This is a genomic window from Coleofasciculus sp. FACHB-542, assembly GCF_014695825.1.
Classification (GTDB): Bacteria; Cyanobacteriota; Cyanobacteriia; order Cyanobacteriales; family FACHB-T130; genus FACHB-T130.
The window spans coordinates 149494-171878 of record NZ_JACJPB010000052.1 but is presented as its reverse complement, the minus strand read 5'-3'; the positions used below and the strand labels follow the sequence as shown (position 1 = coordinate 171878).

Here is a 22385-nt window from a genome sequence, read left to right as displayed (position 1 = left end):
CTTTTCTTCTAGCCCAGTCCTCAATCCTCAGTCCTCAGTCCTTTTTTGTTGGTATTTTTGTTTCTCAACGGCAGCGCGAAGACCGCCTGTAATTCGAGCAACTTCTTGTGCCTGTGTTAAAAGCTGGTTGAATTCAGTCTGCTTGAGATAACCAATATCAAAGGCGACATAGAGTTGAGAACGAAGTTCGGCACAAGAAGATTTGGCGATAGAAAGAAACTGATGAAACTCTGCCCGACCACCTCGCTCGAAGCCTTCTGCAATATTAGACATTATGGAGACTGCTGCTCGTTGAATTTGCCTAGAAAGCCCAAAGTCTTTTGCAAAATCACCCTGTTGAGTGACTTGATAAATTGATTTTGTAAGGATTCTAGCTTTTTGCCAAGCAATCAAATCTTCAAATCGCTCTACTCTATCTTTCACTCGCCTATCCCCCTCTATTTCTCACTGACTCGCCTGTAAGACGCCTTCACTCCTGACTCTTGACTCCTGATTCCTGGCTCTTGACTCCTGATTCCTGACTCCTAACTCTTCACTTCTCAGTCCTCAGCCCTCAGTCCTCAGTCCTAACTCTTCACTCCTCACTTTTCTGTAGCTGGCTAACTAAGTGAACAAGTTCTGGCAAAATTAGCTGTTGGATGGCAAGTTTAACGGCATTGGTAGAACCGGGGATGGAAAATACCAATTTGGTTTGATAGACACCGGCAACGGCGCGAGATGCGATCGCCCGCGAGCCAATTTCTTGATAACTGAGAAACCGGAACAATTCGCCAAATCCAGGCAAGATTTTTGAGAGCAAGCTTTCTAGAGCGTCGTAGGTGGTATCTCTCGGCGCGATGCCAGTGCCTCCATTGAAGATCAAAGCATCCAGATCCGGGCGTTGAGCGAGTGCTTGCAGGTGCGCCCGAATCTGCTTCGGTTCATCTTTGAGAATGGCGTACTCTGAGACCGCATGACCGGCATCTCGGAGTAACTGTTTAATCAATTGACCGCTTTTGTCGGTTTCGGGCGATCGCGTATCGCTAACAGTGATAACAGCGCAAGTCACTGTCATCCTCTCCGGGTCTGGGTGAGGCAGATTGGTCATGGGTAAGCTATTCCCTCAAGAGTTTTGAGTTTTTAAAAACGGGCTTTTCTGGGATATCTTACTGCCACACGGCTGTCCGATTAACTGTTCCTACGAATCTTGACTCCTGATTTCGCTAGCTCTCGGTAAGGGCACGCGCATTCAAATACTGTTCGGTTAACTCAAATTTTGCATCAAGCCCTCAGAATGGAATTTTGCGGCGATTGCATTCCAAGTCCTAAAAGCGCGAACCAACCGAAAATCTAGGGTTCTGTAACCTGCTCCCGGCAGGTTTTCATGTGTGCTTGCTGTCGCTGTGCGGTTTCAACCGCTCAGTGGAGGGGTGTAGAGACGCATTAGCGAAATGGTGCATTCGTGCTGCGACACGTTAACGCAGTGCAGTGCCGCACCATTTCGCGTCTCTACCGGAGGTTACTGGTAGGCAAATGAGCTTATCCGAACCGGATTGCATGGGTATTGCCTGTGCCCCAAGCACTTAGCTCTTTATTTAGGACTGGCTAAGTTCCAAACCATGATCTTTTGCATACCGTTGCATGAAGCGCATGAAGCGATCCCATTCTTCAGGAGACTTCATCAGGTAAGTTGCTTGGAGGTCTTTTGCTTGACCGTTGACAAATACGCCCTTGACTTCTCTCGTCAACAGTTCTCCTTCCTCGTCAACCATGTACATCCCAGTGATTTCCCCTGAGGTTTCGGTGTTAAAGGCGTTGGGACTTTCAAAATAAAACGTAGCGGTGCCATGAGCGCCACTCTTAGAGCGGGTTAGCTTTACATCCGGTATGACTTCTTCGTTGATCCCTCTGGAAAATTGAATTTGAGCCATAATTCTGCCACCAAGTTTTTATGATAGATAACTTAACATTTTCTCATTATTTAGAGCGGACTGGTTCAGCTTTCACGGGTGCTTTTGGGCACTTTAGTACCTCGGATGCCACCAAGAGGCCTGAGTTAGACGAGCGATCAAGTTAGAATTAAGCATATTTCCCTAAAAATTGGCAGAAATAAGCTTTTTTAGGACGATTAGTATGGTTTAGTTTCTTAAGCTCAAAAATGCTACTTTAAGCGCTTCTAAAAGGGAAAATTAGCTTAAAATCACGGATGCGATCGCTTTTTTGGTGTGAGATGAATCTTGAATCTTTACTCCGACTCAATCGCCTAATTCGCGTCATCGGCTTCGATGATGCACCGTTCGCACGCCGTAGGGGTGGTAGTGCCTCCATCGCTGGGATCGTTTGTGCAGGCACCCGCTTTGAGGGCATGGTGTGGGGAAAGGTGCGGCAAGATGGCTGGAATGCAACTGATACCGTTTGTAAGCTACTGCTCGGTAAAAAGTTCTTGCCGCAATTACACTTAGTGCTGCTCGACGGCATCGCTTTTGGCGGTTTTAATGTGATTGACCTTCCTAAGCTTGCCGAGCGATTGGAACTCCCCTGCGTTGCCGTAATGCGGCGTCAGCCTGATTTAGCCGCCGTCAAACAAGCCATTCACCACTTGCCACAGCCAGAGCGACGGCTCAAGCTTTTGCAGCGTGCTGGTGGAATTTATACCTTCCCGCCATTCTTTTTCCAAGTGTGCGGTGCTGAGCCAGACGTAACCGCTGCGGTGCTGCAACGTCTGACTGACTGCGGCAACGTTCCAGAGGCATTACGTCTGGCGCATTTAATTGGAGCAGCGGTGGTGAAGGGAGAAAGCGGACGTTCGGCGTAAGGATTTGGTAATGAGAGTTTTGAATTTTGAGTTTTGAGGCGAGCAGAAAGTCCTTTAACTCAAAACTTTTTCCCAATTATCAAAAAACAACCCTTAGGCGGGATGAAAGTAAAAAGCTGCTCCCAAGACGATGTAGGTTGCTAAGAGCAGTACGCCTTCTAACCAGTTAGAGCGTCCGTCTAGACTGATAAGATTGGCAACAGTGACAGCGATCGCTACCGCAATCACTTCAAAAGGATTGAAGTTGAGATCCATTGGTTGACCAATGACAACTCCTACCAAAACTAAAATTGGAGCCACGAGCAGGGCAACTAATAAACTAGACCCCATCGCCACAGAGACGGATAAATCCATATTGTTCTTGAGAGCGACGTTGACCGCAGTTACATATTCGGCTGCACCGCCAACGAGAGGTAACAGAACAACACCTGTAAATAAGGGAGTTAATCCCAGACCCTTTGTTGCTTCCTCTACGACTCCCACAAAAATCTCTGACTCAAAGGCAACTGCAACCGTAGAGGCTACTAACACACCAATCCAGAGCCAAAGATTCGGTTTGTGGGCAGTTGATTCAGCTTCAGAACCGATTGAATTTGGTGAGTCTAAATCGACTAATCCCACCTCGTAAAGATAGCTATGAGTTTTTAAAGAAAACAGTAACGTCAGAGCATAAACTACGATTAACACAGTGGCAACTGTGAGGGAGAGATTGCGAATTGCATCGAGTGGAACACCATTTGAGGTATTGATGACCGTCGTGGGCAAAATAAGAGCGATCGCTGCCAGCGTCATCGAGGAACCATTCACTCGCGCCACAATCGGCTTGAATTCCTGTTCTTTATAGCGCAGTCCTCCTAAAAGCATGGAAAGGCCCATGACTAGGAGTAAATTACTGATAATTGTTCCAGTAATACTTGCTTTAACAATGTCAACTAAACCAGCATTTAGAGCTGCTAAAGCAATAATTAGCTCGGTCGCATTTCCAAAGACTGCATTTAACAATGCACCAATCGAAGGCCCCGTAACGACGGCAACTTCTTCAGTCGCAGTGCTTAACCAAATTGCTAGGGGGACGATAGCGATCCCTGATGTAATAAAAATGGCAAGCGAACCCCACCCTAAATATTCAGCAGCAATTGAAATGGGTACAAAAATTAGCAGGACGTAAGAAATAATTTTCTTGATTGACATAGCGAATTGTGGCTGAAATTGCAGAGCATGATGAATTTTCCCACCCGATGAGACGTAGGAAAGTAGCAACGAGTTCTCCCCTGGATGGTTGAGACGAGTCATACTTTCACTGCTTGATGTCATCGAAAATTGGGCACCTCTCACCTCTGTAAGAATATCTGGAAACTTGTCAATTGCACCCTGTCGTTTCTCGTATGCTGATGTAGAAGCAGGAGGACTCGATGCCAGACGACAAACGAGAGGAAGGAAGAACCGCGCCTCGCCCCAATCGAGTGGGAGTTGCTCTGATAGCCGTCTCCGCAACGGGTTTTGCGACGCTGGCGATCTTCGCCAAGCTTGCCTATGCGGAAGGGTTAGATTTGTCCAGCACCCTGGCTTGGCGATTTACAGGCGCGGCAGTGGTACTCTGGGCGTGGCTAGTGTGGCGAGATGAGTGGCGCTTAAAACCGCAAGACGCGATCGCTTCCACCCTTTTGGGAGGCGTGGGGTATGCGATTCAAGCAACTCTGTTCTTTGGCGCTCTCGCTTATACCAGCGCTGGCGTTGCGGCTTTGTTGCTTTACACCTATCCTGCCTTTGTCACTGTCTTGACGTGGTTAATCGAAGGCGATCGCCCTGGCTTCTACCGGAAGATTGCTCTCGGTTTAGCCCTCACCGGCTGTTTGCTGACTGCCGATTTGGGTGGAACTACCGTGCAGCCTTTAGGGTTAGGGCTGGGGATCGCATCGGGAGCTTGGTACGCACTTTACTTGACTTTTGGGGCGAGATTAGTGCGATCGCTCTCTCCGGTGACAACCAGCGCCTATCTGTCTCTGGGAGCCGCCCTCTCTTTTATGGGAGCCGCTTGCTTGGGGCAGGGGCTGATTGTTCCCCAAACGAGCATCGCCCTAGGGACAATCGCCGGGTTGGCAGCGATCGCCACGGTGCTGCCCATCATTACCCTGTTCGCGGGTATTCAGCGGTTGGGAACCTCCAGAGCTGCCATTCTCTCCACCATCGAACCCGTGGTGACGGTGCTGCTGGGAATCATTTTCCTAGGAGAGCAACTCGTAGGCAGACAAATATTGGGAGGGTTACTGGTAGTCAGTTCGGTGGTGTTAATTCAGGCGTTTCCTCAAGATTAGTCGCTTGATTTACCCTCGCAGGGGTCTTGACGCAATTTGATCCCTTTGCTAAGTTCATGGATGAATGGACTTATTGCATAAAACTTAAATAAAAGAGTGATAAGTTCCATAGCGACCTAGAAAAAACTGGCTTTTGCCAAAATTCTCAGGTACGCAGTAAATTCTCAAAATTAAACCAAATTAGACGCTTCCCCCTATGCTCAGCAGCAGTTTTTACTTTTATTGGTTTAGGACGGTTCACCGGCAGTGAATCCAGTGCCCGCATTGGAACCGCCCGGTGAACCGCAGAGTAAAATCTGCGGTTTTTTTGTTTTAAGGAGCAACTTTTCATGGTGATGACCTATTTCAGTAGCTGGTTTTATGGCTTTTATTTTTGGCCCACAAGTTCCGGGTAAATAGCGTCATGCCAATGAATCGTCTATAGCCCGGAACTAGAAAAGGTTCCGGGCTTTTTTGTCAACTCCCTCGCCCTACTCCCTCCTGCAAGGAAGGGTCAGAAAAATCTTTTAGCTTCAAGGAGACTCAAACCATGATTAACGCCAAACTCGCCTCGCAATCCCACGCCAATCACCAAACTACTGTCAAACTTTCCGAACAAGTTTCCATCGGTGGGACGGAACTTGCGATCATCGGGGGGCCTTGTACAGTGGAAAGCTTGGAACAGATGGAAACTGTCGCTAGCCAACTCGCCGCAGCGCCCGTTCAGGCGCTGCGTGGCGGTGTCTACAAACCCCGTACCTCTCCTTATGCGTTCCAGGGAATGGGAGTGGAAGGACTCCAGATTTTGGCAGATGTGCGATCGCGTTATGGCATACCCGTCGTCACAGAAGTGATGTCAATTGGGCAAATAGAAGCTGTTGTGACTCACGCGGATATGCTGCAAATTGGGAGCCGTAATATGCAAAACTTCGATTTGCTGAAAGCTTTGGGTCAAGCTGGCAAGCCAATATTGCTCAAACGCGGTCTAGCTTCTACGATTGAAGAATTTGTCATGGCGGCGGAATATATTTTAAGCCACGGCAATCCCGATGTGGTGCTGTGCGAACGGGGTATTCGCAGCTTCGATAACTATACGCGCAATGTGCTGGATTTAGGCGCGGTAGCGGCTTTGAAGCAGATAACCCACTTACCAGTCATTGTCGATCCGTCTCATGCCGTCGGTAAGCGGGAATTAGTAGCACCTTTGGCAAAGGCTGCGATCGCCTGTGGTGCAGATGGCTTAATTATTGAGTGTCATCCAGAACCCGAAAAATCTGTTTCCGATGCTCGTCAGGCGCTTTCCTTAGAAGATATGGTGGATCTCGTTCATAGCTTAAGACCTGTAGCAGCAGCTGTTGGGCGAAATATATCGGAAGTAGGGGTGGGTTTCAGTTTAAAACCTGCCCCTATTCATTTCTCTGCCAAAAAACCATGTGGACTTACGGCTTAATCCCATTGATTAATTCTGTCGCTATTTGCGTTCCTTCTTAGCCCCCAATTCATGAGGTTGGGGGGATCTGCTGCCATGTGTTAGATTTCTCAAGGAATTTTAGAAGAGGTGCGATCGCTAATTTCTGCTAATACCAATTCTTTATGAGCATTATTTATTTTCTGTAGGGACATAGCAATGCCATGTCCTTACACAACAATCGAATGCATTGTTATAAAGAGTTGGTATAATTCAATTCCTTCACAATCGCAACGGGAAGTCTACAAGCAGACTTTAACCGAAGATGACAAATATTAGTCTCATTGCCTCAACAGGTGTCGAGAAAGTTGACGCGATCGCCTGCGAAATTATCGGCAAAATCGGGGAAAGTTTTCCAGGTCGCATTCGCGGCTATTATTTGGAAGGCAGTTATGCTGATGGCACTGCGGTAGCTACCAGTGATATCGATCTGCGCGTCGTTTTTAACGGTAGCCTGACTTCTGACGAACGACAGGAATTCGCACAGATAAGCGACGAGTGCCAGAAAATTACCTCTATAGAACTGGGTATGACCGCAGACAGTGAAGAAGCACTGTTTCGGATTGGTGCCGTTAGGTTCCAGAAAGGCACGCTTCTGATATATGGGGAAGACATTCGCCCTCTAGTTCCAATAAAGCCAATAGATAGCTATACCCTGGACAGTATGCACTTTCCATATCGGTTGTTGACGCGATCGCGTGGCAATCCGGAGGTGTTAACGTTTCCTCTCGACTATCCCGATCCGGACGGTGAGTTTTATGGTTGCGATCGCCGTCAGATGCGTGCGTCGGATGGAACGATTCACTACGGAACTAAAGATTTAGTGTTAAATGTTCTTTGTCCGGCGACTGCACTCATCGCCCTAGATGCCGGACAATATGTCGTAACGAAGCGCGAATGTGTTATCCAGTACCGCAAATGGATTAATGACGAGTGGACGGCGCTTGTAGAAGACATTTACGAGCAATGCCGCAATCATTGGAATTATCGGGTGCCGGAAGCAGAAGCAGATCGAAAGCAACTGAGGGAATTTTGTAAAAGCGCTTTGGCTTTCGAGAACTATTTTCTTTGGCGCTACAAAGCGTTTTTGCTTGCCGAGTTGCAGCATCCAGAGGAGTTTCGCCAGTTGTATGCTGTGAAACGGTTGGGACAAATTATCTATCCTGACCAAGCGGTGAAGTTGGCTTTAGAAAATGTAAAAAAGAGCAATTCTCCAGAAATTCAGCTGACAGTTGATGCCACCTTACAAAGATATCTCTCGATCTCAGGTTAAGCCAAAAACCAGAAAATCAACACTCAAGTTACATCTAAAAACTAGGTTGCGATAAGATACGTTTCATGACTGCTCAAGCTACGTTAAATACAAGTAGGTTAGTGTTGCGTCCGCTCACTTTTGAGGATGCTCTATCCATCCAGACATTTGCTAGCGTTCGTGAACTCGCTGATGCCATGATTTCCATTCCTCATCCCTACCCTAATGGTGAAGCTGAGCGATACATCTCTAAGCAACTTGCAGAGTTTGAAGCGGGTCATTCTGTCACATTTGTGATTGAGAGCAAATCTGAGAGGGTGTTTAGCGGAATCATTGAGGTTCGAGATATTGAACGGGAGCATTCTCAGGCTGAACTGAGTTTTTGGTTAGCACTTGAAGCATGGGGACAAGGTTACATGAGTGAAGCATTGAAACCAGTGCTTCATTCCGGTTTTGAAGATTTATCTCTCAATAGGCTCTATGGCTATCAGATGGTCAGAAATCCAGCTTCGGGAAAAGTATTTCAGAAAAACGGGTTTGTACAAGAAGGGTTGCTACGCCAGCGAGTGCGAAAGTCGGGAGTATTTGAGGATGTGGCGTTATGGGCAATTCTGCATAGAGATTGGCAAAATTCTCTAAAAATTATTGGTAAAGGATTTCACTCCACTTCACAAAAAGACTGATACAGATCCCCTTACAAAAGGGGCAAAGAGCAAATTCCAAGTGTATCGCTATTAAAGGTAATTTGTATGAGCCTATTTTAATTGGCGTAGAGACGCGATTAATCGCGTCTCTACAATGCACGCGAGAGATAAGCCGTCTTACATGACTTCTTTATTTTTTGTTTTCACTCGCTCATACAACTCCTCCATCACTTCAATAAAAGAACTATCTTTCTTCCAAAAAGGCGGAAAGTCTCCCTGCTTTTTAATCAAAATTGCTGGCAAACTTGCCAGCGATGCCATTTCAACAGTTTGAGGCAGTCGCTTCGTCCCCAGCCAAAATTCTCTGGGATTTATCTTCTCAGTAACGGGGACTTTTTCCAGTGGGGTGTAGTAAGACGCGGAGGATTCTAAAGGGATTTCTTTTGCCGTAAGTTCAGTGGATAAAACCTCTCCTAAAGGAGATTTTGCCAGTTCCGCTTGCAGTGCCTCTTTAGATAAACCTCTGAGTTCAAACAAGAGAAACGGATTGTGGTCTAGTTGGGACGCTACCAAGTAGTAGACACCCGCGATGTGTTTGCAGGGATTGGCGTAATCTGGACAAGAACAATTGGTTTTAAAATCTTTGCGATTGTGGGGGAGAAGATGCAATCCTAGCTCAGAAAAAGCATCTTCAATATTATCGGGAACTTCATTCATCAATAGCTTGGAGACAAAGCTAGCTTTTGATGAAAGGTATTTAATCGCCTTCGACCAACTGGATTTATCAATCGGTGTAATTTCAATATTGATAATATAGGTTGGCTCTTTATAAACTCCAAAATAGGGATTCACTGAACCTTTGACAACAGCATTAATTTCATTCTGGTCAATTTTGTAGTGGAGGACTTTCCCCCCATTCGCATAGGAACGTCCTCGTCCTAATCTCGCAGGATCGGTAAAAGCTTCTAAGGCTTGAATGAAGCGTTTTCCCCACCATGTACGGCTAAATTGAGCCATGATTACTCCAAAATTGCAGCTTTGTTCAGTGAAATCAGTTGTTTAAAGGCTTCGTTATCAAGTTCTGTCAGCCAAGCTTCATCGGTACCGACAACAGCAGAAGACAGCTTTTTCTTATCTTCAATCATTTTATCGATGCGTTCTTCCAAAGTCCCAATTGCAATAAATTTGTGAACAAATACATTTTTATTCTGACCAATCCGAAAAGCTCTATCTGTCGCCTGATCTTCAACGGCGGGGTTCCACCAGCGGTCAAAGTGAAAGACGTGATTTGCTTTCGTTAGCGTAATGCCAACACCGCCAGCTTTAAGAGAGAGAATAAACACCGATGGTTCAGTTTCGGGATTTTGAAATTCGGTAATCATTTGTTCTCGCTTGTTGCGGTTGGTGCCTCCATGAATGTAATAAGTGTTGTAGTGACAAGTATGCTTGAGGTATTTTTCTAGGGAGTCGCAGATTTCCTTGAATTGGCTAAAAATTAACAAACTTTCGCCTTCAGAAATGGCTTCCTCAACCATTTCTGCAAGACGGCTAAGTTTATGCGATCGCGCGGTTGAAAATTCGCTCCCATCTTGTAAAAATTGCGCTGGATGATTGCAGATTTGTTTCAGCCTCAGCAAGGTTGACAAAATTAACCCTTTGCGCTGAATGCCTTCGGAATCATTGATTTTTTCGCTCACATCTTTGACGACAGCCTCATAAAGAGAAGCTTGTTCTTTTGTCAAATTGCAATATAATTTTTGTTCAACTTTATCTGGCAGATCGTTAATAATTGATTGGTCAGTCTTGACTCGACGTAAAATAAAAGGCTCTACCAATTTCTTCAACGTCGTAGATTTTACCCGATTATTATCTTTCTGAATTGGGATTTCAAAACCCTTGCGAAATTGTGCTTCTTTACCCAAATAGCCAGGATTTAGAAAGTTAAAAATCGACCATAAATCCAGTAATCTATTTTCTACGGGTGTTCCGGTTAATGCTAGCCGATGGTTAGCAGTCAACTTTAAAATTGCCTTGGTTTGAGCAGCTTTAGGATTTTTGATATTTTGCGCTTCATCCACTACCACTCGATGCCATTTTAGGCTGTGCAAAAGTTTTTCATCTTTTCGAGCCAAAGCAAACGATGTAATCACGACATCATGCTTAAGGCAAGCTTCTTTAAAATCAGCGACTTGTTGAATGCGGCTAGTGCCATGATGCACCATTGCTTGTAGATGAGGCGCAAATTTTTCGATTTCTTTTTGCCAATTTCCGACAACTGATGTCGGTGCAATTAATAAAGTTGGTAAAACTGAATTTGTCGATTCTTTTTCATTCACCAGCCGAGCAATTACTTGAACCGACTTACCTAATCCCATATCATCAGCAAGACAACCATTTAGACCGAGCGTTTCTAAATATTGCAACCAGGACACGCCGCGTTTTTGGTATTCGCGTAAATTTCCCTGCAACTTCGGCGGATTTTGAACCGGCTCTAGTCTACTTTTATCCTCCAATTTCGCCATCATTTCTGACAATGTCTGGTCATGCTCGACTTCAATATCATCCTCCGCTGCTGCGGCTAATTTCATGAAATCTAACAAAGTCATTTCTGGCTGTTCTTTAGCCTGAGATTGCCAGAATTCCAACATCTGCTGCATCTTTTCTTGGTCTAGTTCTATCCACTGACCGCGAAATTGCACCAGCGGCGTTTTAGCTTGGACGAGTTGCTGCCATTCTTTTTGAGTAACCGGCTGACCGCCAATTGATAGCTCGTATTGATACTCAACAATCGCGTCTAAATTAAAGTATCCTTTGTTAGCAGCTTTGGATTTACCAACGCTTCGAGAAGACGTTTTCAGCCGAACTCTAGCTTTCCGACGACCATCCGGCGTCCACCAGGCGGGAACGATGACTTTGTAACCGGAATCTTCTAATACCCAGGCGCTTTCTTTGAGAAATTCAAAGGCTTCTTGCAGATTAAGTTGCAACCCGATTGGCTGGTCAGTTTCCAATCCCTGCCACAGTTTAGGATACATCCGCGCTGCATATCCCAAATTCAAAAGCAGATTATTTTCAAAATCTTTGCCAAAGTATTTTTGAATATCTTTTTTACTTTTCTGATTTAGCCGCCAATAATCCCCTAAAGAAAGTTTTAAGGATGGATCTTGTTTGGAATTAGCCAAAAAAGTAATTTGCCAGTTATCTGTTTCAGAGTTAGCTTCTTTTAACTGAAAGCAAAGGTCAAAATTCCCTGTATTTTGGCTGCGGGTTAGTTTAGCTTTCCAGGCATACCACTGCTTGTATTCTTCTAAAGCTTTTTCGGTAGTTTGCGGGTTTTTGCTGTCCGGATAGAAACAATCATAAAGGATGGTATCTGTAATCTGCTGATCGAATTTAGCAGTCGAGGGAGTATGGGTGACAATTTCATGCAACAGACATTCAGAAAAGTGACGGAGTAAGCTTTCTTTAGAAAAAAATTCTACTGTTGTCCTGGGTACGGAAGAACCGGCAACGCAGACTAGAGGCATATAGTCTGCATATCTTTGAATTAAGGTTTCGTATTTTTCAGAAACAATCTCCCATCCTGAATAAATTTCAAAGGAATTAGCGGTTTGCTTGCGTTTTCCTTTGGTTACAGCAGGAAGTTCTCGATATTTGAGGCTGGGAATATATTGGTCTTTGAATATAATTTGTTTAAATGCTTGGGTATAGTGATACCAAAATAGGAGGTCTGAACCGATAATAATTTCACCAAAGTTATGTAAAGCCAAGAAGTGAATATCGTTAAGCAGTTTAATAACATTATTGACCTTGGCATAGCTATAACTGCCGGTTTTCACCCTAGCGTTCACTTCATAGGTATCAATTTCCCAGTCCGTAAATTCTTCATAGTCTTCGTTAACTTCTTCTTCCAAATATTTAATTAATTCAGGAGAAGGAAGAGGCTGGTTGTTCGCGGTGGGAAGAGCAATGTATTGAGTAGAAATATTCTCGCTAATCTTATGATAGGGTGCTGTGGCGATTCCCAGTTCATTGGTTAGAAAAGCTTCCAAGTCGTCTTTGGCAAGATGGCTGGGATGGATGTTTTTTGGCGAGTTGCGGCGTTTTTTGAAAATTGGGGTTTCTACCCACAGGTAAAATGCACCTGTTTGTAGGAAATTAGCTTCTGCCTTAGGAATCCAAGTACCGTGGAGGATTTTCATAGGTAGATGCCTCAAGGAGAGTTTTCTCAAATTGTAGCGGGTTAAGGATGCGAACCTTTCGCAGAAGTCGTCCCTTGGGGACATTGCTTCTTATCTGTTGCAATTATTTAGCTGTTTGCGTTCCTAGTGTCAAGTTTTCTAACTGGCTTATGGATTAAAAAATGTAACGGTAAAAGTTAAAATCCGAGTAAAAGAGAGCTTTCTGCAAAAAACAAAGATTGGTCTTAGAAAGGCAGCCAATATGCTAAACGGTTAATTTCAGTTGTGGCTGAGACTTTTGGAGGGATTCACCCTCTTGTGAATAGGCTTGTACAGATAGCCGTCGTGGTTGCTGTATACACAGTTACAGCCCGGAACTTTCCCACCAGAGATAGATGTTAGGCATGCTAGTAGTTGCACCTACAGACTGACAACGGTTCTACCGCTAGCACGACAACATTTAAATTGGCGATTGTTATTCTGATTAAGGAAAAAAACACCGGATGGGCGTTATGCCGCAGTGGCCCAGAATCGGACATCAAAGAAGAGCGACGTCAGATGTCCGAACGGTTTAAATAACAAAAGGCCTAGAAGGTGTGGAGTTTTTGTCGCTTCCTCCACTTTGTTACTACCGAGGGGAGGCGCAACCCTCCATCAGAGCGGTCTTAGGTAGTAAACGCTTGTGCTGTAACAACTCATTGTCTATGCAAAAAAGCCTTGACTCCTTTAGGAGTCAAGGCTTTTCTGTCTGATTATCTTATCTCCATCCTAAATGATTTGTGAAGGCGAGATCCGCGATTTCCAGACAGAAGTTGGGGATCTCAAGGGCTGGCTCATTACTCAAATAGAATTGCTATATATGCGATCGCTATTGGCAATTTTCTGTATTTCTTCAGCAATTTATTTTCGCTACCCTCAGCCCCTTTTTAAAACCTGTAGGCATAGCAGGCTCCCCAAACCCCTCTCCGACCTCGATAGAGGGGTTTTGAAGAGGAATGCACTAGGTTAGATTTGCGAGGCCTTTGAGCGAATTAGAAAAACTTGCACCTGGCGTGGCTTATCTGGGAACAGGTTCATAGTTTGTTCCTTGCAACAATAATGAAACCAGCGGGGATGCCATGAGGGTAGTGATAATTGCCATAACGACCATGATGGTAAATAAGGTTGGAGTAATTACACCTTCCTCTAAACCAATGTTGAGGATAATTAACTCCATCAATCCTCGTGCGTTCATTAACGCCCCAATGGTTGCGGACTCGCGCCAACTTTCACCGGCGAGTTTTGCTGCCAACATACAAGCTAGCCCTTTCCCCGCGATCGCTATCAGGATAATCAGTAATGCGATCGCCCAGAGTTGCGGCGTGTTGACTAACCCGATTTGCGTGTTCAGTCCGGAGAAAACGAAGAAAATCGGGAGCAAAAACGAAGTAGTCAAAAACTCCGTGTGGTGGCGCACTTGATCGGCAAATTCGCCCCGTGGCATCACCGTACCCAGAATAAACGCCCCAAACACCGCATAGATGCCTACCAAATCGGTAAACCACGCGCATACCATCAAAACGACTAAAACTAATGTCAGGGTTTGCATCGTCACGCCCTTCTCTTGCTTCGTCCGACGTGCGAAGAAGGTAAATGCCGGTCGTCCGACGAAAATCATCAACAACACGTAGCCAAAACCCCCGCCAATCGCAAAGGCGGCAATACTGGCGCTGCCTTTAATGCTGGCAAGTACAATCGCTAGCAAACACCATGCCGTCGCATCATCGATCGAACCAGCTGCCAGTGCCAGCGTCCCGAAGCGGGTTTTGGCGATGCCGCGTTCGTATAGCATCCGGGCGAGCATCGGAAATGCTGTAATCGACATGGATGCGCCCAGATATAAGGCTGCTGCCGGACGAGTAATTCCAGGTTTGAAGAGTTCGCCATTGCCGTACAACAACAAAGCTGCGATCGCGCCTAAGATAAAAGGAGCCAAAATTCCTGCCCCAGATACCAAACCGGCACTCTTGACTCGGCGCTTGATCAAATCGGTATTAAACTCTAAGCCGATCAAGAACATATAAATGACCAACCCAATCTGGCTGATGGCAAAGAGAATCGACATCGATGGGTTGGGAATTTTCGTCGCCGCATCAATCACAATCGGGGCTTTGGGGAACAGCCATTGCTGCACATCAGGAAGCAGCAGACCAAATAGAGATGGCCCTAACATCACCCCCGCGATCATCTCGCAGACAACATCGGTTTGACCAAAATAGCGCCGCCCAATCATCGACACAATGCGACAAGTAGCGAGAATAACGGTTAGTTGCAGCAATAACTTTAAAACGAGATCAAAATTCGACATCCTATGCCTCTGGGTCGGGAGTGTTGCGATGTATCTAGGAGTAAAGTGCTGAGAGTTTATATAGAATCAGCGCTTACATCCCGATTTCCGTACCCAAACTTTTTTCAGCAAGTTTTTGCAACATAACCTAGAAAGTTGCTCTAGGAATCTAGGGAATATTATTAATGTGAGAAAATTTCACACCCCATTAGAATGAATACAGCATCAGTAAGCGGCTGTAAGACTTTAACCTGCTAAGCGTGCGGCTTTCTATTCAGAAAATACACCTTTTGGTATTAGGATTGGTTTACTGAGTTCTTCTCCTTCTGCCGTTAGATGCCTTTTCTAACACGGCTAAATTAAGGAAACTCCTCATGTCAGTCCCCAAAGATCCTCTTCAGCCAATAAAAAATCGACTTCTTGCCGCTTTGCCTGACGAGGAGTACGAACGTCTGGTTCCCCATCTAGAACCCGTCTCGCTCCCACTCAATCAAGTCCTCTACGAACTTGGCGTACCAATTGAATACGTTTATTTTCCCCAACAGGGAATTGTTTCTTTACTCAGCGTGCTGGAAGATGGCTCGACTGTGGAAGCTGGAATGGTGGGTAATGACGGAATGGTAGGTCTCCCCATAATTTTAGGAGGCAACAAAACGAGCAACCGAGCGTTGGTGCAGGTCGCAGGCAATGGCATGAGAATGAAGGCAGAGCAGCTCAGATCCGAGTTTAAGCGGGGAGGGGTACTGCAAAGCCTGCTGTTGCGCTATACGCAAGCACTGCTGACTCAGGTTTCTCAAGGAGTCGCCTGCAACCGCCTGCATACGATAGAAGAGCGACTTGCCCGGTGGCTGCTAACCGTTCAGGATCGCGTGGAATCAGACCAGTTTCCCCTCACTCAGGAATTTATCGCCCAGATGTTGGGCACGCGCCGTTCTGGCGTCACGGTGGCGGCTGGCACCCTCAGCAAAGCGGGAACGATTCGCTACAGCCGGGGCAAAATCACCATTCTGAATCAAGGCGACTTGGAAGCGATCTCCTGCGAGTGTTATGGAATTATCAAAGCCGAGTTCGGTCGGTTGCTTGGCACGGAACACCGTTAGATGGCGTTGTACTAGATGGTGTTGCCCTAGATGCTGTTGCACAACTGCGGCTAGGATTAATGATTGGGCGAGCGTTGTATATAGGGTTTCTCTTTTGGATGCAATAGATTCGGAACCTCACCCCCAACCCCTCGACCTTCACGGAGAGGGGAGAATATTCAACCCTGGGTTCACGAATAGCTATCAAATTCATTCTTCAAGCGGGCGATGCTGGGTAAATGGCGGATAAATTCTTTTTAAATTGTTTGTTTTCTCGTATGTGCGAAAGCGGACAGACGGCGTTTGCGATCGCGTTTATTGTTTAGATAGTACCAAGTGTAACTTGAGCTGAAACTGTCATTCTGCGCGGTTTCCTAAGCGCTACTAAGGGGAGCCAAGCACAAAGCGCACAATCCTAGTACATGGTGAGATGCTACCGTCACCATCACAAGAGACAGTTACACATCATTAGTATAGACAGCTTTGAAGCTCCCTCGTGTTGCCAAGTATGAAGGCGAAGATGGCAACTGACAAATGTGATGAGTCTCAGCAAAGCTGAGCTAAAAGGGGTTTTTGACCACAAAACATGACTAGATGCCGATAAATCTTGTAGGTTTCCCTAAATATGTGCGAAACCGGACAGACGTTACTGTTACTCGCGTTTATGCTTGAAATAGTCGAGTATTAAGTTCCTCTCGTGTCCCTTGTTGTCTCCTTTAACAGACGACTGAATTAGGGAGTTTCCATCTGTCAGGGTCAAAGGAAATAAGAGGTGTAAAATGAATAATTTAACAAGAATGCCTTTTACATATAATGATACGAACCAAGAAAAACTTTGGGGGAATGGTTGGAATAAACTAACTCCAAAGCAGAAAGAATTGGTTTCAGAAATCCTTAGGAATTTAAAACAAAGAAGCCTAGAAGCCTGCTAGTGCGACTCCCTGTTGAAAATAGGTAGATAATCATCGTTCATAGTGCCTTGTCCTCAAGGTTGGTTGCTTAGATATTAAGGTAGGCTAAAGACCTCTTCATCCGTTGGAATATCTGTTACTGATTGCTCTACTTTGTGAGGATGAATCTAGAAGCATTCACCGCTAAAGTAATTACAGCGATCGCAATTTATCTAGATGATGCTAAATATCAAAAAAATAAACATCAAAATCCCGCCTTGCCCCGCAAGCGGGGCAAGGCGGGATCGATTTAGGACAATTGCTAAAAAATATACCTCTACTTGACAGGTCGCTACACTTTTACTTGTATAACGATAAATGATGCCAATATCACAATCAACTGCCTATACGACTCCGCCCCGGACTAAAGCAGCTTATGAGTTAGAAGCTTTGCTGGACTACATAAAGCGAAGTCGTGGTTTTGATTTCACCAGCTACAAGCGTCCTAGTTTGATGCGTCTGGTAATGAGCCGGATACAGAAAGTGGGGATCGACAGCTGTACAAAGTATATTGATTACCTAAAGGCGCATCCCCAAGAATTTACTCACCTATTTAACACACTTTTAGTCAATGTTACTTCTTTCTTCCGCGATCGCTCAGTTTGGGATTATTTGTCTCACGAGCTGATCCCTCAGATCGTTGCGAAGAAGGAACCAGACGAACCGATTCGAGTTTGGAGTGCTGCATGCGCTTCTGGAGAAGAAGCTTACTCGTTAGCAATCATCCTTGCGGAGATACTGGGAATCGAACAGTTCCAGGCGCGGGTCAAAATCTACGCCACAGATATCGATGAGGAAGCGCTTAAGCAAGCTCGTCAGGGAACTTATACGGCTAAGGAAGTTGCGGGGATTCCTCCCGCTTTGTTAGAGAAATACTTTGATAGCACTCCTAACAGCTACATTGTTCATAAGGAGTTGCGTTCTGCGCTACTGTTTAGTCGCCACAACTTGATTGAAGATGCGCCCATCTCCCGTCTCGATCTGCTGATGTGCCGCAACGCCCTGATGTATTTTAATCCCGAAGCCCAACGAAAAATCCAGTCCCGCTTTCACTTTGCGCTCCGGGATAGTGGCTTTCTCGTATTAGGTCATGCGGAGGGACTGCTCAACAGCCCTCAGACTTTCAGCACCGCAGATTTGAAGCGACGTGTTTATACAAAGACGCCAAAAGTAAATGTGCATCTGAATGCATCTGAGGTGCAGGACTCCAAACGCGATCGCATCCGCCAAGGTGTCCAGACTAGCCAAGGTGTCCAGACTAAAGGTGTCCAGACTAAGGGAGAGGAGTTGCGATCGCTTACCCAGACAAGCCCTGAAAAGGCAGTGAAGCCTCTAGAAAAGCAACCCTCATACTTCCAGCAAGAGTTGCAGCAAGCGTTCCAGCAAGCGTTCCAGCAAGTGTTCCAGCCAGAGTTCCAGCAAGTGTTTCAGCCACAGGTAAAAACCAAGCAACCCTCGTCTACCCATCAAGCGTTAACAACCGAGCAGACACAACTCCTGGTGCTTCAAGAAGAGCTAAAAACCGTTCAGCAAGAACGTCTGGATCTCAAAAAACAGTTGAACAGGACTCAAGAGGAACTCCAGTCCACCCACGAACAACTACAGACGATGAATCAGGAGTTGCAGTCTCTCAGTGAAGAACTGTACCAGCGCAACGAAGAACTCAATCAAGCCAAAGCTTTGTTAAAGAAGATGACTCAACCTAAATTTCATGGAGTCGCCTAGCGCGTTGTGTCCCTCTTATCGCAATTCTCGTTGGGATGCAGTGCAATTTAACCCCATCCCGGCCCCTTTCCACTTGTGGAGATCGAGTTGGGGGTAAGGTTAGGAGTGTGTATTGCAACAAAGTGGCGCAAGTCTAAACAGAGGGATTTCTCGGTGACGCTGCAAGCCCACACGATAGCGCTATTCTTTGTGTAGGTAGTTTACACCTAGCCCATCGCTACTAAATCATGTTCGAGCGGCGCACTGCGATTTCTCTATCGAATATCCTGCTAATTGTCGTCACCAGTTTGTTGGGAGTGTTGCTATGGCAGCTGCGGAGTCTCCTAGTCATCCTCATGGTTGCCGTAGTCATCGCAGCAACGATTTCCCCCCTCATCGACAAGGCTGAACGCTTGCAGCTTCCCCGGTGGTTGGCGGTCATTGTTGTTTATGTAACGCTAATTTCTGGCATCGTTGGGGCGGGATTGATTATTGGCCCTACCGTAGCCGCGCAGATTCAACTGCTTGCCGTCAATTTGCCAATATACATTGAAAATCTTCGGGCACTCATTCAGAAAATTGTAATCAGTTACAACGACGAGCGACCCGATTTAGTCAACCAACTCCTTGATACCCAAGCGCTAACTAGGTGGGTGTTTCGTTCCAGTCAACAAGTCCTGCTGCGCTCTTACGACATCACCAGAGGAATTATTGGCGGTGTTTTTAGCTTAATTTTGGCTTTATTGATTTCCGGTTATATGGTGGCGGGTAGTCAAAACCTGGTTAAAGGTTTGGTGCAGCTATTCCCGTCGCCTTGGGATGAACGTCTGGAGGCTCAAGTGGCACCGATGAGCCAGCGGATGGGGAATTATATCCAAGGCCGAGTTGCGGTTTCAGGGATTTTAGGGGTAGCGATTACCCTTGGCTTAGGTTTTTTAGGGCTATCAGAGTTTGCACTCGGACTTGGCGTGATCGCTGGTTTCACCAATTTGATCCCCTTTGTGGGGCCAGTTTTGGGAGCCATTCCCGCTCTCATCGTGGCAGTTTCTCAAGGTGGGTGGACGTTCCTGTGGGTGCTGCTGTTGTTCGTGATTATCCAGAATGTGGAAACTTATGTCCTCGATCCGCTACTGGTAGGTTCTTCTGTGAAAGTCCATCCTTTGTATCAACTGCTGGGGGTGCTAGGAGGAACGCAGGTTTTAGGCATTCTTGGCGCGTTGATTGTTCCTCCTTGGGTGGCGGGTGCCGCTGTCCTGTTGGAAAATCTTTACTTAAAACCTAAATTGATAGCCGAAAATAAAGCGGGTGTTATCGTCGAAGCCTCACCTGATTCCACCGCTATTCCCCTCAAATCTTCAACAATGAAGTAGTCAATTCTGGGTCGTTTTTTTAACTTTGCTTACCTCTGCATTCTTTGCTGAACTCGGAACCTCACCCCCAACCCCTCTCCGTGAACGGAGAGGGGAGAATATTGAACCCCTCTGGGTGAAGGTCGAGGGGCGGGGGTGGGGTTAAACTTTACTGCTTCCAATAGAGAATTGCTATTCGCTGGATCTTGCATCCCTCTTAGGTTTCGTCTTATCAAACATAAAGTTTTACGACAGGTAGTTGATTTGATCGGCAAAAATTCCGTAGCATTTGTTACAGAAATGTTTTGAAAATAGCTTATCAGTGGAGGCTCTTAACTGCGATGGAGAGCAGTCAGCCAACTCTGAGTGCTGTTATCGCTATTGGAGGGGAAACAGATATGACATTGAATTATTGCGTACTTCCTTTGCTGTCTCGGACTAGAAGCTGGGCACCTCAAACCAATCGAACCCAGTCTCAGATGGATTATCAGGATTCGACTTGGGTACAGTTGCTAGAACTTCCCAACCCTTATAGCCACGATGAAGCGTTGCTACTTTGCCAGCAGTCTGAGGACGAATGGGTAGCATGGATTCCGGATCATGGTGAAGCGGTGCTGCATACAAGCCAGTTTATTAGAGTTCGTTAGAAGGATGCGAGTAGAGCGATCGCTACGCTTTATGCAACGCAACTCGATAAGCGATCGCATCACCTCCAATTCCTCTGATTAGGGCACGAACCGCCCTAAAATGCCTTTCGCAATCTTTCTATCCCTCGGATTGGAAGAAAGCAAGCGCAACAACAATTGACGAAAAACCCAACGCCTCAGCAACGGCAAAAATAACAGCGACAGACGCTTAAAGCCTACTTGCAAGAACCACGCCATCGCCGCCGATGCTAACAGCGTCCATAAATTCAGGCGCTGTAAGTTAGAGATAACTGTCGCAGCCGTAGTTAGTAAAGAGAGCATCCAAGATAGGCCATTCAACCATAAGGCAATCTTGAGCTGTAGCTGATTGAGCAGTTGATCGATTAGCCAGTGGTGAGCAGTTGCGATCGCTAAACACCAAATAGAATCTTTAAGACAATCGTGGCGAATTTGGTGAATGATGTCTCCATCGAGAGCGATCGTACTCTGCATGACAAAGTTTTCCGCTACTGACTCACTACTCTCCGCTTGCTCGTAGTGAGTGCAAAAAATCAGCCCAGACTGTAAGCAGCTTCCCGCGTCTACTAGCGCATAAGAACGCAACTCTGCTAGCAAACGCCGGGAAATGGATAAGTTTTGTCCATTGGTTCTCGCTTGCAAAATTTGATCGAGGATGTTTTCATCTAAGTTGAATCTGATGAAATGAGACACTAACTGTCCCTTTGCGTCTTTGACTTCCTCGATTTGAATGCATGAATCTAAATTAAGAGGTTGCCTAAAGGAACCTGATAGATAATTTCCCACTCCTTCTCAGCTCATCTTTCCTATTTTTTTGGCCTATTTTTTTGGATCGGTTTTTTCAGGATTAATTGCGGTTTTTGAATAAATTTTTCATTGAGGAACTGCCTTGATTGACCAACGATTCCACTAAATTCACCATAAATTCTAATAACCCATGCCACTGTTTTTCACCCGCAGTAACACCCTGTCTGTGGATATCTAAAATGATATCTTTATGCTCGTGTTCAAAAAGTCTCTGGTGATAGCGGTTGATAATATCTCCATCTAACTGAATGATTGATTGGGCATAAATCATATCGGTTGTTACTTCTTCAACCGGGTCTAATGCTTGCGATGCTTCGCTTTTTTGCAAAGACTTATTCCGATTATCCAGGGCTGCTTTCAGCTCATCAACCTTCCGCAAGCTCCGTAAAAATCTACTGTCATCGAGTAAGTTTTGAATCTTGTTAATCTCAACAGCCGGATTCGCAGAAGGACTCAGCGGGTTAGGCAGTTTTGTTTTTTGAATATCCAGTTCTGCTGTGGGATCGCTGAGAACTCGGACATATTCTCTGAGCTGTGAAGCATCCTGTTCTAAAAGTTTCTCCTCAAGGTAATACAAGCAATACTCTGTCTCGATTTGTTTACGCAGACTCAGATACCGAGGCCTTAGAGATGGATGGATTCCTGCCCTTTCCAAATAGGTTGTGGAAATTGGGTAAATATCTCGATACGCTTCCCAAGGAATAAACTTAGTCCCGCTAATATGATCCACGACCATTGTATTTACTTCGAGAGCCGTGATGTCGATTAGCACATCGGTCAGAGACTGCAAAAAGTTGTTAAAATTTTTCCGCAGGTTGGGATTAATCTCGTTGCTATTGGTATCTGGTGTATTGACCATCGTTGTACGAATC

Annotated in this window: 21 protein-coding genes; 12 read left to right on the top strand and 9 right to left on the bottom strand. The window is 45.7% G+C overall.

Annotated elements, in window-relative coordinates; all coding sequences use genetic code 11:
• Window positions 1-27 precede the first annotated feature (27 nt).
• The 3 genes from H6F52_RS21910 to psb28 all read right to left on the bottom strand — a co-directional run bounded on the left by H6F52_RS21910 (window position 28) and on the right by psb28 (window position 1910).
• Window positions 28-423, bottom strand: a complete 396-nt coding sequence (locus H6F52_RS21910) for a four helix bundle protein (RefSeq protein WP_190536747.1) — start codon at window positions 421-423, stop codon at window positions 28-30.
• A gap of 151 nt (window positions 424-574) precedes the next feature.
• Window positions 575-1087, bottom strand: a complete 513-nt coding sequence (locus H6F52_RS21905) for a MogA/MoaB family molybdenum cofactor biosynthesis protein (protein WP_190536746.1) — start codon at window positions 1085-1087, stop codon at window positions 575-577.
• A gap of 487 nt (window positions 1088-1574) precedes the next feature.
• Entirely contained in the window at window positions 1575-1910 is a 336-nt protein-coding gene (gene psb28 / locus H6F52_RS21900; protein WP_190414836.1) for a photosystem II reaction center protein Psb28, read from the bottom strand.
• Window positions 1911-2209: 299 nt separating this feature from the next.
• Here psb28 and H6F52_RS21895 point away from each other — a divergent pair, with 299 nt between their 5' ends.
• Entirely contained in the window at window positions 2210-2794 is a 585-nt protein-coding gene (locus tag H6F52_RS21895) for a DUF99 family protein (protein WP_190525116.1), read from the top strand.
• A 93-nt stretch (window positions 2795-2887) separates the two neighbouring features.
• Here the strand turns inward: H6F52_RS21895 and cax are convergent, their stop codons facing one another.
• Window positions 2888-3985 (bottom strand): calcium/proton exchanger, encoded by a 1098-nt coding sequence (cax, locus tag H6F52_RS21890; RefSeq protein WP_190415026.1) that lies wholly within the window; start codon window positions 3983-3985, stop codon window positions 2888-2890.
• 221 nt (window positions 3986-4206) lie between these two features.
• Here cax and H6F52_RS21885 point away from each other — a divergent pair, with 221 nt between their 5' ends.
• From H6F52_RS21885 to H6F52_RS21870, 4 genes are all read left to right on the top strand, one after another.
• The gene (locus H6F52_RS21885) at window positions 4207-5109 is read left to right on the top strand and encodes an EamA family transporter (RefSeq protein WP_190536745.1); all 903 of its coding nucleotides are present in this window, start codon (window positions 4207-4209) and stop codon (window positions 5107-5109) included.
• A gap of 529 nt (window positions 5110-5638) precedes the next feature.
• Entirely contained in the window at window positions 5639-6538 is a 900-nt protein-coding gene (gene aroF / locus H6F52_RS21880; RefSeq protein WP_190536744.1) for a 3-deoxy-7-phosphoheptulonate synthase, read from the top strand.
• A 283-nt stretch (window positions 6539-6821) separates the two neighbouring features.
• Entirely contained in the window at window positions 6822-7829 is a 1008-nt protein-coding gene (locus H6F52_RS21875; RefSeq protein WP_190536743.1) for a nucleotidyltransferase domain-containing protein, read from the top strand.
• A 65-nt stretch (window positions 7830-7894) separates the two neighbouring features.
• On the top strand, window positions 7895-8491 hold the full coding sequence (locus H6F52_RS21870) for a GNAT family N-acetyltransferase (protein ID WP_190536742.1): 597 nt from the start codon (window positions 7895-7897) through the stop codon (window positions 8489-8491).
• Between the two features lie 138 nt (window positions 8492-8629).
• On the opposite strand, the gene H6F52_RS21865 is transcribed toward H6F52_RS21870, so the two are convergent.
• Entirely contained in the window at window positions 8630-9469 is an 840-nt protein-coding gene (locus H6F52_RS21865; RefSeq protein WP_190536741.1) for an SWIM zinc finger family protein, read from the bottom strand.
• Window positions 9470-9471: 2 nt separating this feature from the next.
• Complete coding sequence (locus H6F52_RS21860; RefSeq protein WP_190536740.1) at window positions 9472-12654, bottom strand: DEAD/DEAH box helicase; 3183 nt, start codon at window positions 12652-12654, stop codon at window positions 9472-9474.
• Between the two features lie 393 nt (window positions 12655-13047).
• Here H6F52_RS21860 and H6F52_RS21855 point away from each other — a divergent pair, with 393 nt between their 5' ends.
• Entirely contained in the window at window positions 13048-13212 is a 165-nt protein-coding gene (locus H6F52_RS21855) for a hypothetical protein (protein ID WP_190536739.1), read from the top strand.
• 478 nt (window positions 13213-13690) lie between these two features.
• Here H6F52_RS21855 and H6F52_RS21850 read toward each other — a convergent pair whose 3' ends face one another.
• On the bottom strand, window positions 13691-14980 hold the full coding sequence (locus H6F52_RS21850; RefSeq protein WP_190536738.1) for a cation:proton antiporter: 1290 nt from the start codon (window positions 14978-14980) through the stop codon (window positions 13691-13693).
• Window positions 14981-15333: 353 nt separating this feature from the next.
• On the opposite strand from H6F52_RS21850, the gene H6F52_RS21845 reads away from it, so the two are divergent.
• The 6 genes from H6F52_RS21845 to H6F52_RS21830 all read left to right on the top strand — a co-directional run bounded on the left by H6F52_RS21845 (window position 15334) and on the right by H6F52_RS21830 (window position 20688).
• Window positions 15334-16059: a Crp/Fnr family transcriptional regulator gene (locus H6F52_RS21845; RefSeq protein ID WP_190438337.1), complete on the top strand. Its 726-nt coding sequence runs from the start codon at window positions 15334-15336 to the stop codon at window positions 16057-16059.
• A gap of 758 nt (window positions 16060-16817) precedes the next feature.
• Window positions 16818-16970 (top strand): hypothetical protein, encoded by a 153-nt coding sequence (locus H6F52_RS25505; RefSeq protein WP_206754046.1) that lies wholly within the window; start codon window positions 16818-16820, stop codon window positions 16968-16970.
• Between the two features lie 140 nt (window positions 16971-17110).
• Window positions 17111-17242 carry a hypothetical protein gene (locus tag H6F52_RS26255; protein ID WP_277878397.1) on the top strand — a complete coding sequence of 44 codons (132 nt, stop codon included), beginning with the start codon at window positions 17111-17113 and terminating at the stop codon, window positions 17240-17242.
• Between the two features lie 64 nt (window positions 17243-17306).
• Window positions 17307-18713 (top strand): protein-glutamate O-methyltransferase CheR, encoded by a 1407-nt coding sequence (locus H6F52_RS21840; RefSeq protein WP_199300674.1) that lies wholly within the window; start codon window positions 17307-17309, stop codon window positions 18711-18713.
• 227 nt (window positions 18714-18940) lie between these two features.
• Window positions 18941-20062, top strand: coding sequence for an AI-2E family transporter (locus tag H6F52_RS21835; RefSeq protein ID WP_190525085.1), 1122 nt, complete (start codon window positions 18941-18943; stop codon window positions 20060-20062).
• Between the two features lie 377 nt (window positions 20063-20439).
• Entirely contained in the window at window positions 20440-20688 is a 249-nt protein-coding gene (locus H6F52_RS21830; protein ID WP_190430724.1) for a hypothetical protein, read from the top strand.
• A gap of 78 nt (window positions 20689-20766) precedes the next feature.
• Here the strand turns inward: H6F52_RS21830 and H6F52_RS21825 are convergent, their stop codons facing one another.
• Together H6F52_RS21825 and H6F52_RS21820 are read right to left on the bottom strand one after the other, a co-directional pair.
• The gene (locus H6F52_RS21825; protein ID WP_190430725.1) at window positions 20767-21399 is read right to left on the bottom strand and encodes a hypothetical protein; all 633 of its coding nucleotides are present in this window, start codon (window positions 21397-21399) and stop codon (window positions 20767-20769) included.
• 154 nt (window positions 21400-21553) lie between these two features.
• Window positions 21554-22372, bottom strand: coding sequence for a hypothetical protein (locus H6F52_RS21820; protein ID WP_190536737.1), 819 nt, complete (start codon window positions 22370-22372; stop codon window positions 21554-21556).
• Window positions 22373-22385: the final 13 nt, after the last annotated feature.